The sequence below is a fragment of the Micromonospora maritima genome, assembly GCF_902825405.1.
Taxonomy (GTDB): Bacteria; Actinomycetota; Actinomycetes; order Mycobacteriales; family Micromonosporaceae; genus Micromonospora; species Micromonospora maritima.
The window spans coordinates 1-13271 of the sequence record NZ_CADEAU010000116.1 but is presented as its reverse complement, the minus strand read 5'-3'; the positions used below and the strand labels follow the sequence as shown (position 1 = coordinate 13271).

Below are 13271 nucleotides of genomic sequence, written 5' to 3'. Positions count from 1 at the left end.
CCGGCAGCGGCGACGCGGCCAGCTCCCGCTTGAACGCCGCCGCCTGGGCCGGCCGCTCCGCCGGGTCGGTGGACAGGTGCGAGCCGGCCAGCAGGAAGTCGACCCCGCCCACCCGGCACCGCGCGTACGCCGCGCCGCGCAGGTGCCGGCCCGGGGTCAGCGGGTAGCGCTGGCACCGGGTCTCGGTGACCCGCACCCGCAGGCTGGTCAGCAGCACGTTGCCCAGCGACGGCAGACCGCCGGCCGCCACCACGAGGCCGAACGAGTCGGCGAGCGTGGCGCACTTCTGCCGCCAGCGGAACCGGCGCGGTCCCTCCTGGACGATCACCACGTCCGGGCCGACCTCCCGGACCACCTCGGCCAGCGCGGCGGTGTCGTCCCGCTGGCTGTGGACGTTGTACGACAGCACCCGCAGCGGCACACCCGGACCCGGCACGTCAGATCCGCCGGGCCAGGTCGGCGGCGCCGATCACGCCGGCGGTGTTGCCCAGTTCGGCCGGGCGCACCTCGGCGACGGGCAGGCGGCTGCGCTGCGCCAGGGCGTCGGTGAACGACCGCCGGGTCGGGCCGAGCAGCAGGTCGCCGGCGTCGATCACACCGCCGCCCACCACCAGCACCTGCGGGTCGAGGATCTGCGCCATGTCGGCGAGGCTCGTGCCGAGCCAGCGGCCGACCTGGGCGAACGCCTCGGTGGAGACCGGGTCGCCGCCCTTGGCCGCGGCGGTCACCATCGGGCCGGTGATCGCCTCGGCCTCGCCGTCGGCCAGCTCCAGCAGCGCGGTGGCCCGGTGCGGCTCCTGCCGGGCGGCGGCCCGGGCGAAGCGGACCAGGGCGCTGCCGCTGGCGTACTGCTCGATGCAGCCCAGCCGGCCACAGCCGCACTGGTGGCCGTCCGGCACCGTGAGCATGTGCCCCAGCTCGGCGGCGATGCCGTGGGCGCCCCGGACCAGCTCGCCGCCGAGCACGATGCCGCCGCCGACGCCGGTGCCGATGGTGAACATGACCATCGAGTCGTCGGCCTCACGGGCGGCGCCGTAGCGGAACTCCGCCCAGGCGGCCACGTTCCCGTCGTTCTCCACGATCACCGGCAGACCGGTGGCGTTGCCGACGTACTCGCGCAGCGGCTCGTCCCGCCAGGCCAGGTTGGGGGCGAAGAGCACGGTGGAACGGGAGGCGTCGATCCAGCCGGCCGCGCCGATGCCGACGGCCTCGACCGTGCGGCCGGTGGCCAGCTCGGTGACCACCTCGATGATGACGTCGCGGGTCTTGGCCACATCGTCGGCGGGGGTGTCCCGTCGCGTCTGCACGAGTACCGCGCCGGTGTCGTCCACGACACCGCCGGCCACCTTCGTGCCACCGACGTCGACTCCGATGGTCAGCGTCACCGCTGCCACTCCCCTCTGCTGTGCTGCCCCGGCACCGGCCGAACCGGCCGTTGCGGTCCCGGGATGTCCGGTGGTCAGGCCCCGTCGCCTGATGCGTCCGCGCCCACCTCGCCGGACGCCCGCGAGGCGGGCACCACGGGTTGGCCGGCCGGCGGCCGGCTCGACGCCGGCTCGTCCGGCCCGGCGGCGTCGGCGGGCGGTTGCGACGAGGCACCCGGGTCGGAAGCGTCCGCCCCCCGGGTGGCGGCGGACCAGACGTCCTGCTCGGGTGCCGGCTGAGAATCATGCCCGGTACGGGTCGCCTCGCGCCACACGTGGTCCCCGGGTTCGCCGCGAGCGGCACCGCCCGGGCCGGCGGGTTCGGCCGGTTCGGCCGGGGCGAACGCCCGCAGCAGGCTGGCCACCCCGGCGGCCAGGTCGCCGGCGCCGGTGGCCAGCCGCTCGGCGAATTCGGGACTCGGGTCACGCAACGCCGCGATCCCGCGACAGACCGGGCAGACGCAGCATTCCGGCGAACCGGTGGCGAACCCGGCGCCACCGGCCGGCGAGGCCGAGGGGCGCCCCGGACCGGCGCCACCCGGGGTGTGACCGAGGACACCGGAGAGGATCCCACCGAGCGGACCCCACGGGCCCGCACCGGGGGCGGCGGCGGCCAGCCTGGCGGTGGCCAGCAGGGTGGCGACGAGGCGCTCGGCCTCTTCCCGGGCCGAACCCGGATCAGTGGTGCCCATGGTTCGGCTCCTCCAGCGTGGCAACCGGGACGACGGTCGGGTCAGTGCGCCGCACCGGGTGCTTCTACCCGGCGCTTGAGCTGCTTCAACGCGGCATCCATGATCATTTTCTCGGCCTTGCGGCGGAACATGCCGAGCATCGCCACGGACAGCTCCACCTCCAGCGTGTAGGTCACCGTGGTCGTCCCGTCCGGATTGCCGACCAGGTCGTACGACCCGCGCTGGGACCGCTGCATCGTCGACGGCGCGACCAGGTGCCACTCGATCCGGGAGATGTCCTCGGCGTACTCGTAGGCCAGCACGTACTCGTCGGCCAGCACGCCCGCGTCCAGCGTGAACCGGACCTGGCTGGCATAGCCGTCCTCGTACTCCTCGACCACCTCGGCCTGCCGGACCGCCTCGGCCCACTCCGGGTAGCGGGAGAAGTCGCAGATGACCGCCGCCACCCGGTCCGGTGCGGCGCCGATGATGATCGACTGGGTGGAGGTGTCCGCCATGGGGGGAGGCTACCCGGCGATCGACCGGACCGCGCCGCTCCACCCACCCGCCGGGTGTCCCACCACCCGGGCGGGCAACCTCCCTGGCCGACCCGCCGGGGCGGGCGGGTAGGTTTCGACTAGCCGACCAGGCCGGCCCCCGCCGGTGCGAGCACGAGGGAGTGCAGGTGCGCGAGTTCTCCGTTCCGCCGATCGTCACCGTCGGCGACGCGGCCAACCTGACCGACCCGGTCTGGGAAAACGCCGAGGTCGCCCCGGACACCGTGCAGTTCGTCCGCCCGGCCGGTGACGCGGGGCCGGCGTCCCGGACCGAGGTGACCTGCCGGCAGTTCCGCGACGAGGTGGTCGCGGTGGCCCGGGGCCTGGTCGCGGCCGGCGTCTCCCCCGGCGACCGGGTCGCCCTGATGAGCCGCACCCGCTACGAGTGGACGCTGTTCGACTACGCCATCTGGGCCGCCGGCGCGGTCACGGTGCCGATCTACGAGACCTCCAGCGCCGAGCAGGCCGCCTGGATCCTGGGCGACTCCGGCGCCGTGGCGGTGGTGGTGGAGAGCACCGCGCACGCCACCCTGGTCGCCGGCGTCCGGGACCGGCTGCCCGACCTGCGCGAGGTCTGGCAGATCGAGCTGGGCGCGGTCGACGACCTGGTCGCCGCCGGCGCCTCGGTGGACCCGGGCGAGGTCGAGGTCCGCCGGTCGATGCTGAAGGCCGACGACGTCGCCACGATCATCTACACCAGCGGCACCACCGGCCGGCCGAAGGGCTGCGTGCTGACCCACCGCAACATCTACGCCGACATCGCCAACGCGGTGCCGGTGCTGCCCAACCTGTTCCGCCAGGGCGCCTCCACCCTGCTCTTCCTGCCGCTCGCGCACGCGTTCGCCCGGCTGATCCAGGTCGGCGTGGTGCAGGCCCGGGCCACCATGGCGCACTGCGCGGACACCAAGAACCTGGTCGGCGAGCTGCAGGAGTTCAAGCCCACGTTCGTGCTCTCCGTACCCCGGGTCTTCGAGAAGGTCTACAACGGCGCGCGGCAGAAGGCCGAGGCCGACGGCAAGGGCAAGATCTTCGACCGGGCGGAAAAGGTCGCCATCGCCTGGAGCGAGGCGTTGGAGACCCCCGGCGGCCCGGGCCTGGCGCTGCGCGCCCAGCACGCCCTGTTCGACAAGCTGGTCTACGGCAAGCTGCGCGCCGCCATGGGCGGCCGGTGCCGCGACGCCATCTCCGGCGGGGCGCCGCTCGGCGCCCGGCTCGGCCACTTCTTCCGCGGCGTCGGGGTGACCATCTGCGAGGGCTACGGCCTCACCGAGACCTCGCCGGCCGCCGCCGCCAACCTGCCCACCGGCACCCGGATCGGCACGGTCGGCCGGCCGCTGCCCGGCGTGACCATCCGGATCGACGACGACGGCGAGATCCTGATCTCCGGCGACATCGTCTTCCAGGGCTACTGGCACAACGAGGCGGCCACCGCCGAGGCGCTGACCACCGACGGCTGGTTCCGCACCGGCGACCTGGGCCAGCTCGACGAGGACGGCTACCTGAGCATCACCGGCCGCAAGAAGGAGATCATCGTGACCGCGGGCGGCAAGAACGTCGCCCCGGCCGTGCTGGAGGACCAGGTCCGGGCGCACCCGCTGGTCAGCCAGTGCGTGGTCGTCGGCGACCGGCAGCCGTTCATCTCGGCGCTCGTCACCATCGACGAGGAGGCGCTGCCGAAGTGGCTGGCCGCGCACGGCCGCCCGGAGACCACCACCGCGGCCGAGCTGCGCGAGGACGAGGCGCTGCGGGCCGAGGTGCAGAGCGCGGTCGACCAGGCCAACCTGTCCGTCTCCAAGGCCGAGGCGATCAAGGTGTTCCGGATCCTGCCCCAGGACTTCACCGAGACGACCGGCGAGCTGACCCCCTCGCTGAAGGTCAAGCGACAGGTCGTGCACAAGACGTACGCCACGGAGATCGCGGAGATCTACCAGCGCTGACTACCATCCGTCAGGTGCCCGCCTCCACATCCGGCCAGCCGCAGACGCAGCCCCTCGCGGTCGCGGCCCGCGCGGTCCTCCTCGCGCTGGTCGCCGCCCTGACCCTGTTCGCCACCCGCGACGCCAGCCAGCTCTGGTGGATCGCCCTGCTCGGCGTCGCCGGCCTGCCCGCCGTGCTGGCGCCGCAGCACCGGCTGCTCGCCCCGATCAGCCGCTTCGCCGAGGTCGTGGTGCTCGGCCTGGCCGCCAGCCAGGTCGCCGCCGACACCCAGCTCACCGGTGTCACCGGCGGGCTGGGCGCCTCGGCGGTGCTGCCCTACCTCGCCGTGCCGGTCACCGTGACCGCGCTGCGCCGCCGGTTCTCCGAGGGCGCCGCGCTGCTCGCCGTCGCGGCGGCCACGCTGCTGGCCAGCGCCGCGTTCACCGAGGTGGACGGCGACCCGCAGCTCGGCCAGCTCGGCTACCTCGCGGTCTGCGCCCAGTGGCTGATCCTCGCCGGCCTCGGCCTCTACACCGCCGGCACCCTCCAGCGGGTGATCCGGGTCCGCAACGCCGGCAAGCCCCAGCCGTACGCGGAGGCGACCCGCCTGCTCACCCAGCTGCGGACGGTCGCCCGCCAGCTGCCCGGCGCCACCCTCGACCCGGGTGGCATCTCCGAACACCTGCTGGAGGAGCTGCGGGTGGTGGCCAAGACCGACCGCGGCGCGGTGCTCTCCGCCAGCGGCGGCGGCCGGCTGGTCGTGCTCGCGCAGATCGGCGCGGACCGGGTCGACTGGGAGACCACGCTCGACGCCGACTCGGCCATCGCCGACGCCTGGGCCAGCCAGCAGCCGACCGTCTCGGCCCGCTCGCAGGCCCGGTCCCGGCACTCCGGCGAGGTCTCCGCGCTGATCGTGCCGCTGGTCGCCGGCGTGCGCACGGTCGGCCTGGTGGTGGTCGAGGCGGACACCGCCGCCGCGTACCCGCCGCCGGTGGTGTCCCGGGTGACCGCGCTGACCGGCCCGGCCGCGCTGCGGCTGGAGGCCGCGCTGCTCTTCGACGAGGTGCGCTCGCTGGCCACCAACGAGGAGCGGCAGCGGCTGGCCCGGGAGATCCACGACGGGGTCGCCCAGGAGCTGGTCATGGTCGGCTACGGCATCGACAACGCCCTGGCCACCGTGCACGAGGACGCCGAGGAGACCGCCGAGTCGCTGCGCACGCTGCGCCACGAGGTCACCCGGGTGATCACCGAGCTGCGGCTCAGCCTGTTCGAGCTGCGCAGCGAGGTGGACCGGCACGGCGGCCTGGCCGCCGCCATCGCCGAGTACGCCCGCACCGTCGGCGCCGCCGGCGGCCTGCGGGTGAACCTGTCGCTGGACGAGTCCACCGCCCGGCTGCCGGCCGCCACCGAGGCCGAGTTGCTGCGCATCGCGCAGGAGGCGGTGACAAACGCGCGCAAGCACGCCGGCGCGTCGAACCTCTGGGTCACGTGCGAGGTGGATCCGCCGTACGCCCGGATCGAAGTGTCGGATGACGGTCACGGCATCGGTGACCAGCGCCCCGAGGGGCACTATGGTCTTGCGATCATGGCGGAGAGGGCGGAACGTATCCGAGGCCGGTTGGAGATCAGGCCGCGTCAACCCAGCGGCACGACCGTGGCGGTGGTACTCGGCTCGTCGCCCCGGCGCGATAAGGTGCGCGGCAGCACCGCAGCAGCAGAAGGGGAGTAACCCGAGGATGACCACTAGCCCGACACCGGCCACCCGGACCAAGGTTCTCCTTGTCGACGATCACGACCTGATCCGCAAGGGTCTGCGGCACGCCTTCGAGCGGGACCGGCAGTTCGAGGTCGTGGGCGAGGCCGCCACGGCCGCGGAGGGCGTGCGCCAGGCCGGCGCGCTCCAGCCGGACGTGGTGATCATGGACCTGCGACTCCCCGACGGCAGCGGCCTGGAGGCGACCCGGGCGCTGCGCAAGTCCAGCGCCTCGATGGGCATCGTCGTGCTGACCATGTACGCCGGCGACGACCAGCTCTTCGGCGCGCTGGAGGCGGGTGCGAGCGCGTTCGTGCCGAAGACCGCGCCGGCCGACGAGGTGGTGGCCGCCGCCCGGCACGCCGCCTCCTCCCCCAGCGCGTTCACCGCGGCCGACCTGGCCGAGGCGATGAAGCGGCGGCTCGCCCCGTCCGGCCCGCAGCTGTCCCCGCGTGAGGGCCAGGTGCTGCGGCTGCTGGCCGACGGCATGAGCGTGGCCGGCATCGCCAAGCAGCTCTTCGTCAGCGAGTCGACCGCCAAGACGCACATCTCCAAGCTCTACGAGAAGCTGGGTGCGGCCAACCGCGCCCAGGCGCTGATGACCGCGCTGCGGCTGGGCCTGCTGGAGGCCCCGGACGCGCCGAAGTTCTGACACCCTCGCCGGAGAGGCCCCGTCCGTACGCCGGACGCGGGCCTCTCCGGCATTCCGGGCGCGGGTGACCGCGTACGGTGAGGGGCCGCACGCGTAGCGACGGCGGTCTTTGCAGCACGACGGCGGGCGGGCAGAATACCCGGGTGATCCGCGCGGCGGTGACGGCCGCGCGTCGCCGACAGCCAAGGGGCAGGGACATGCAGCGGCCGGACTGGGCACCCGAGACGATCGACATCGAGCGCCCCAGCGTGGCCCGCATGTACGACTACTACCTCGGCGGCTCGCACAACTTCGCGGCCGACCGGGCCGCCGCCCGGGCGATGGTGGAGGCGGTGCCGGAGGCCCCGCTGATGGCCCAGGCCAACCGGGCCTTCCTGCGCCGCGCGGTGCACTACCTGGTTGAGGCCGGGGTACGCCAGTTCCTGGACATCGGCTCCGGCATCCCGACCGTGGGCAACGTGCACGAGATCGCCCAGCGGATCGACCCGGAGTCCCGGGTGGTCTACGTCGACGTGGACCCGGTGGCCGTGGCGCACAGCCAGGAGATCCTGGCCGGCAACGAGCGGGCCGCGGTGGTACGGGAGGACCTGCGCCATCCCGAGGCGATCCTGGGCCACCCCGACGTCAACCGGCTGCTCGACTTCTCCCGCCCGGTCGCGGTGATGATCGTGGCGGTGCTGCACTTCGTTCCGGACGCCGACCGGCCGGAGGAGATCCTGCGGACGCTGCGCGCGGCGCTGGCCCCGGGCAGCCACCTGGTGCTCTCCCAGGCCAGTGACGACGGACGGGACGGCACCGGCGAGCGGGCCGAGGCCGAGCGGGTCTACCGGCGCACCGACAGCCAACTGTTCATCCGCGGCCGGGCCGAGCTGACCGCGCTCTTCGACGGCTTCGCGCTCGTCGACCCGGGTGTGGTGTGGGTGCCGCAGTGGCGTCCCGACGCCCCCGACCAGGCGGAGAACGCCGAGCGGGCGGTCTTCATGGGCGGGGTCGGGCGGCTCGGTGGCTGACGACGTGCCCGCCACCGCCGGCCGCCACCGGCCCGGCGTCTTCGCCCGGGCCTGGGCGAAGGCGGTCTCCGGGACCAGCTACCTGCCGATGACCCAGGCGCAGCTGGAGGAGATGCTCCAGCGGCTCACCGAACGGCTGGCGCAGGCGCTGCGGGCCGACCCGTTCGACCTGCGGATCGGCCAGCAGGTGGGCGCGGAGCTGGTGCAGTCGCACATCGCCTCCGCCGAGGGGTTGGGCCGCACCGTCGAGGTGATCCAGCTGCGCCTGGTCCGCGACCTCGACCTGGAGGTCGACGACGTCGAGGACCGGATGGCCCGGCTGCTCGCCACCGTCGCCACCGGGTACGCCCGCGCCCTGCGCGACCGCACGCTCGACGAGCAGGAGTCGATCCGGCGGGCGGCGATGATGGCCCGGGCCCAGGCCGAACGGGCGCTGCGCGACAGCGAGGCCCGGTTCCGACACCAGGCCACCCACGACCCGCTGACCGACCTGCCCAACCGGACACTGTTCACCGAGCGGCTGACCGCGGCGATCGACAACCCGGGCCGGGGCGCCGACCGGGTCGGTGTCTGCTTCCTCGACCTGGACCGCTTCAAGGTGGTCAACGACTCGCTCGGCCACCAGGTCGGCGACTCGCTGCTGGTCGCGGTGGCCCAGCGGCTGCGCCGGGCACTCGGCGAGCACCTGGTCGCCCGCCTGGGCGGCGACGAGTTCGTCATCCTGGTGGAACGCACCGCCGGCACCGACGACGCGGTCAAGGTCGCCGAGTCGGCGCTGGCCGCGGTGCGGGAACCCGCGCTCGTGGACGGGCACGAGCTGACCGTGTCGGCCAGCATCGGCATCGTGGAGCGGCCGGTGGCCGGCACCTCCCCGATGGAGCTGATGCGCGCGGCGGACAGCACGCTGCACTGGGCCAAGGCCGCCGGTGGCGCGCGCTGGTCGCTGTTCGACGCCGACCGCAACCGCCGCGAGCTGGCCCGGTACGCGCTCTCCGCGGCCATCCCGGCCGCACTGGACCGGGGCGAGTTCTACCTCGACTACCAGCCGCTCACGTCGCTGCGCGACGGCCGGGTGCTCGGCATGGAGGCGCTGGTGCGGTGGCGCCACCCGGAGCTGGGCGTGCTCCGGCCGGACAGCTTCATCCCGCTGGCCGAGGAGACCGGCCTGATCGTCCGGCTCGGCAGTTGGGTGCTGGCGGAGGCGTGCCGCGAGGCTGGCACCTGGCCCGCGACCGACGGCGTCGCCCCGTTCGTCAGCGTCAACCTGGCCGTCCGCCAGCTGCACCGGGCCGATCTCGTGCCGGAGGTGCGGGGCGTGCTCGGTCGCACCGGCCTGCCGCCGGAACGGCTGCAACTGGAGATCACCGAGAGCACCATGATGAGCACGGTGGTCGAGCCGGTCCGGGCGCTGCGGGTGCTGGGCGACCTCGGCGTCCGGGTGGCGATCGACGACTTCGGCACCGGCTACTGCAACCTCGCGTACCTGCGGGACCTGCCGGTCGACGAGCTGAAGGTGGCCGGCGAGTTCGTCACCGGGCTGCGGGCCCCGGCCGGTGACCCGGGCGGCCGTACCGACGAGCGGATCCTCGGCTCGCTGGTCTCGCTGGCGCACGCGCTCGGGCTCACCGTCACCGCCGAGGGCGTGGAGACGGCGCACCAGGCGGACCGGCTGCGCGCGATCGGCTGCGACGCCGGGCAGGGCTGGCACTTCGGCCGCCCCGGACCGGCCGTGCAGCACCTGCCCCGCGTGCCCGTCGCGTAAGGAAGGGCCCCCTCTTAACGCCTGCGGCATAGGAGCGGGCCCCGCTTAACACGTGAGCGCGCGGGCCCCACGCCACACCGCGGCGCGGTCAGCTCGGGAGGCGTCGGGTGTCCGCCCCGTCCAGGTAGGCCAGGACCGCCAGCACCCGCCGGTTGTCGTCGCCGGACGGCGGCATCCGCAGCTTGCTGAAGATGCTGTTGATGTGCTTGTCGACGGCCTTCTCGGTGACGAACAGCCGGGCGGCTACGGCCGCGTTCGACCGGCCCTCGGCCATCAGGCCGAGCACCTCCCGCTCGCGCGCGGTCAACTCGTCCAGCGGCCCGGCGCCGGCCCGGCGGGCCAGCAGCTGGGCGACCACCTCCGGGTCCATCACGGTGCCGCCCGCGGCGACCCGACGCACCGCGTCGACGAACTGGTCCACGTGGGACACCCGGTCCTTGAGCAGGTAGCCGACCCCGCCACGCCGGTCGGCGAGCAGCTCCCGGGCGTAGAGCTGCTCGACGTGCTGGGACAGCACGAGCACCGGCAGCCCGGGCAACTCGGCGCGGGCCCGCACCGCCGCCTGCAACCCCTCGTCGGTGAACGTCGGCGGCAGCCGGACGTCGATGACCGCCACGTCCGGCCGGTGCGCGGTCAGCGCCGGCAGCACCGACGGTCCGTTGTCGACGGCCGCCACCACCTGGCAGCCGAACGCCTCCAGGATCCGGGTCAGCCCGTCCCGGAGGAGGGCGAGGTCCTCGGCGATGACAACTCGCACGGCAGCTCCATGCTGATGACGGTGGGCCCACCCACCGGACTGGTCACCGTCATCGTCCCATCGAACGCGGCCAGCCGACGCCCCGTCCCGGCGAGTCCGCCGCCCGCCGTCGCCTGCGCGCCGCCCCGGCCGTCGTCACCGACCACGACCGTCAGTCGGTCGCCGGTGTGCCGCAGCTCCACCCAGGCCCGGGTCGCCCCGCTGTGCTTGCCGACGTTGGCCAGCGCCTCGGCGACCGCGAAGTACGAGGCCGACTCGACCGGGGCCGCCGGCCGGCCGGGCAGGTCGACGGTGACGTCCACCGGCAGCGGCACGGCCAGCGCCAGCGCCCGTACCGCACCGGGCAGGCCCCGCTCGGCGAGCACCGGCGGGTGGATGCCGCGCACCAGGCCGCGCAGCTCGGCCAACGCCTGCCCGCTGGTCTCCCGGGCCTCGGCGAGCAGTCGGCGGACCGCCTCCGGGTCGTCCCGCACCAGTTGCTCGGCCAGGCCGATGCTCATGCTCAGCGCGACCAGCCGGGCCTGCGCGCCGTCGTGCAGGTCGCGCTCGATCCGGCGCAGCTCGGCGGCCTGCGCGTCGACCGTCTCGGCCCGGGTGACGGTCAGCTGCCGCACCCGCAGGGCCAGCTCGGCGCTGCGGGTCGGCGGCAGGAAGAAACCGGCGAACGTGACGTGCAGCCAGACCAGCCAGCGGCCGGCCGCCACGCCGACGGCGAGCAGCAACGCCCCGAGCGGGAAGCAGAGCAGCGCCTCGACCAGGTGGTCGACCGGCCAGAACGGGCCGTAGCCGTACCAGACGTCGAAGGTGTGCAGCACCAGCGGGACACCGATCAGCCCTTCCAGGCCGTACAGCGGGAGGGCGAACGCGGCCAGGCACACCGCGCCGGTGACCGCGCCGGGCAGCAGCCAGGCCAGGTCCCGCCAGGTCGCCGGGTCGCTCACCACCCAGCGGAAGCGCCGCCACGTGCCGAACTGCGCGCCGGCCGGCGCCGGCAGGTACGGCGTGGCCATCCCGACGCCGCCCCACCGGGCCAGCCGGCGGTGCAGCCCGGCGCAGACCCGTACCCCGGCGGTGACCACCGGGAAGAGCGCGAAGCCGACGCCGAACGCCGGGATCAGCACCAGCGCGGCGAGCGACAGCACGAACAGCGCCACGTGCGTGGTCAGCGACAGCAACGCGATCAGCAGCCCCTGGGCGGCGGTCACCGCGCCGGGCCGCAGCCAGGTCCGAAGCAGTACGCGCACCGATGCGTCCACGGACCTCATTCTCCGGCACCACCGCCGGAGTTCCGGTGGTGCTGGCACCACCCGTGGAGTCGGGACGGCACCCCTGACCGGCGGGCCGCCGGGCCGAAGGATCGAGACAGGGCCCGCACTCCGCGTCGGGCACGAGTGAGAGGAAGACCCGATGTCCCCGCACCGAATGGCCGGGCTGCCCGCCGGCCGCCGCGGCAAGTACGCCGTCCTCGTGCTCTGGCTGGTGCTGCTCGCGGCCGCCGGGCCGCTCGCGCTGAAGCTCGGCGAGACGCAGGACAACTCGACGCTCGGCGCGTTGCCGCCCGGCGTCGAGAGCAGTCGCGCCGCGCAGCGGGCCGAGGCCGCCTTCCCCGAGTCCCGCCGGCAGCTGGCCGTCGCCGTCTATGTGCGCGACAGCGGTCTCACCGCCGCCGACCGGGCCCGGGTCGACGCCGACCGGACGGCCTTCGCCGGGTACGCCGACGGCGGCGTGGTCTCCCCGCCGGTACCGAGCGCGGACGGTCGGGCGCTGCTGTTCTCGCTCCCGGTCAGCGCCGACGAGCAACGACGCGCCGACGCGGTCAGCGCGATGAAGGACCGCCTCGCCGAAGGCGCGCCAGGGCTGCGGACCGCGCTGACCGGCGACGCGGCCGCCGAGAGCGACATCTGGGACGCGTTCGACGGGATGGACGGCGCGTTGCTGCTGGCCACCGCCGTCACCGTCGCCCTGCTCCTGCTGGTCACCTACCGCAGCCCGGTGCTGTGGCTGGTGCCGCTGCTCGCCGTGGGCGTCGCCAACCAACTCGCCGGCGCCACCGTCTACCTGCTGGCCCGGCACGCCGGCCTGGCCGTGGACTTCCAGAGCCAGACCATCCTCACCGTGCTGGTCTTCGGCGTCGGCGTGGACTACGCCCTGCTGCTCATCGCCCGCTACCGGGAGGAACTGCGCCGGCACGCCGACCGGCACGCCGCGATGGCGGTGGCGCTGCGCCGCTCGTTCGGCGCGGTCTGCGCCTCCGCGGCGACCGTCGCGCTCGGCCTGCTCTGCCTCGTCGCGGCGGACCTGCCCGCCACCCGCGGACTGGGGCCGGTCGGCGCGGTCGGCATCGTGGCCGCGCTGCTGGCGATGACCACGCTGCTGCCGGCGGTGCTCGTCCTGTGCGGGCGGTGGCTGTTCTGGCCGTTCGTGCCGCGTCACACGCCCGGCGCGGACGAGCGGGACCACACCGCCGACCACGGGGTGTGGCGGCGGGTCGCCGCCCTGGTCGGCCGCCGACCGCGCCCGGTCTGGGTGGGTACCGCCGCGGTCCTGGTCGCGCTGACCTTCGGAATCGGCAATCTCGCCCTGGGCCTGCCCGACGACGAGTCGTTCACCATCGAGGTCGGCTCGGTCACCGGCCAGCGGCTGGTCGCCGCCCACTATCCGGGCGGCTCGGCCGCGCCGGTCGAGGTGCTGGCCGCCGCCGACGCCGCCGACCGGGTGGTGGAGGCGGTCCGCGCGGTGCCGGGCGTCGCGGAGGTGGGCGGTCCGCA

General features: G+C 74.6%; 12 protein-coding genes. 6 read left to right on the top strand and 6 right to left on the bottom strand.

The genetic code is table 11. From position 1 onward, the window contains the following. From HUW36_RS13585 to HUW36_RS13570, 4 genes are all read right to left on the bottom strand, one after another. On the bottom strand, positions 1-436 hold a 436-nt coding region (locus HUW36_RS13585), incomplete at its 3' end, for an endonuclease/exonuclease/phosphatase family protein (protein WP_343044323.1). A gap of 1 nt (position 437) precedes the next feature. After that, positions 438-1385, bottom strand: coding sequence for an ROK family glucokinase (locus HUW36_RS13580; RefSeq protein ID WP_091573224.1), 948 nt, complete (start codon positions 1383-1385; stop codon positions 438-440). Between the two features lie 74 nt (positions 1386-1459). Continuing rightward, on the bottom strand, positions 1460-2116 hold the full coding sequence (locus tag HUW36_RS13575) for a hypothetical protein (protein ID WP_174528494.1): 657 nt from the start codon (positions 2114-2116) through the stop codon (positions 1460-1462). A gap of 41 nt (positions 2117-2157) precedes the next feature. Further along, a complete protein-coding gene (locus HUW36_RS13570) occupies positions 2158-2613 on the bottom strand; it encodes an SRPBCC family protein (RefSeq protein ID WP_174528493.1) in 456 nt (151 codons plus the stop codon). A gap of 167 nt (positions 2614-2780) precedes the next feature. On the opposite strand from HUW36_RS13570, the gene HUW36_RS13565 reads away from it, so the two are divergent. The 5 genes from HUW36_RS13565 (at position 2781) to HUW36_RS13545 (ending at position 9746) form a co-directional block, all read left to right on the top strand. Further along, positions 2781-4589, top strand: a complete 1809-nt coding sequence (locus HUW36_RS13565) for an AMP-dependent synthetase/ligase (RefSeq protein ID WP_174528492.1) — start codon at positions 2781-2783, stop codon at positions 4587-4589. A gap of 14 nt (positions 4590-4603) precedes the next feature. Next, positions 4604-6298: a sensor histidine kinase gene (locus HUW36_RS13560; protein ID WP_174528491.1), complete on the top strand. Its 1695-nt coding sequence runs from the start codon at positions 4604-4606 to the stop codon at positions 6296-6298. Between the two features lie 7 nt (positions 6299-6305). Continuing rightward, positions 6306-6974, top strand: a complete 669-nt coding sequence (locus tag HUW36_RS13555) for a response regulator transcription factor (protein WP_007072219.1) — start codon at positions 6306-6308, stop codon at positions 6972-6974. A gap of 197 nt (positions 6975-7171) precedes the next feature. Next, on the top strand, positions 7172-7984 hold the full coding sequence (locus tag HUW36_RS13550) for an SAM-dependent methyltransferase (RefSeq protein WP_174528490.1): 813 nt from the start codon (positions 7172-7174) through the stop codon (positions 7982-7984). A gap of 88 nt (positions 7985-8072) precedes the next feature. Then, positions 8073-9746 carry a putative bifunctional diguanylate cyclase/phosphodiesterase gene (locus HUW36_RS13545; RefSeq protein ID WP_246248156.1) on the top strand — a complete coding sequence of 558 codons (1674 nt, stop codon included), beginning with the start codon at positions 8073-8075 and terminating at the stop codon, positions 9744-9746. 88 nt (positions 9747-9834) lie between these two features. Here the strand turns inward: HUW36_RS13545 and HUW36_RS13540 are convergent, their stop codons facing one another. Further along, a complete protein-coding gene (locus HUW36_RS13540) occupies positions 9835-10503 on the bottom strand; it encodes a response regulator transcription factor (protein ID WP_174528488.1) in 669 nt (222 codons plus the stop codon). Further along, positions 10455-11747: a sensor histidine kinase gene (locus tag HUW36_RS13535; RefSeq protein WP_246248155.1), complete on the bottom strand. Its 1293-nt coding sequence runs from the start codon at positions 11745-11747 to the stop codon at positions 10455-10457. Before HUW36_RS13535 ends, HUW36_RS13540 begins: the two co-directional genes overlap by 49 nt. Positions 11748-11910: 163 nt before the next feature. Between HUW36_RS13535 and HUW36_RS13530 the strand changes: the two genes are divergently transcribed. After that, a partial coding sequence (locus HUW36_RS13530; protein ID WP_174528486.1) for an MMPL family transporter occupies positions 11911-13271 on the top strand: 1361 nt, incomplete at its 3' end.

What these genes read in the sequence shown, in the direction of transcription:
- HUW36_RS13575 (WP_174528494.1), bottom strand. Translation starts at nt 2,116, where the DNA reads ATGGGCACCACTGATCCGGGTTCGGCCCGGGAAGAGGCCGAGCGCCTC.
- HUW36_RS13570 (WP_174528493.1), bottom strand. Translation starts at nt 2,613, where the DNA reads ATGGCGGACACCTCCACCCAGTCGATCATCATCGGCGCCGCACCGGAC.
- HUW36_RS13555 (WP_007072219.1), top strand. Translation starts at nt 6,306, where the DNA reads ATGACCACTAGCCCGACACCGGCCACCCGGACCAAGGTTCTCCTTGTC.
- HUW36_RS13550 (WP_174528490.1), top strand. Translation starts at nt 7,172, where the DNA reads ATGCAGCGGCCGGACTGGGCACCCGAGACGATCGACATCGAGCGCCCC.
- HUW36_RS13545 (WP_246248156.1), top strand. Translation starts at nt 8,073, where the DNA reads ATGACCCAGGCGCAGCTGGAGGAGATGCTCCAGCGGCTCACCGAACGG.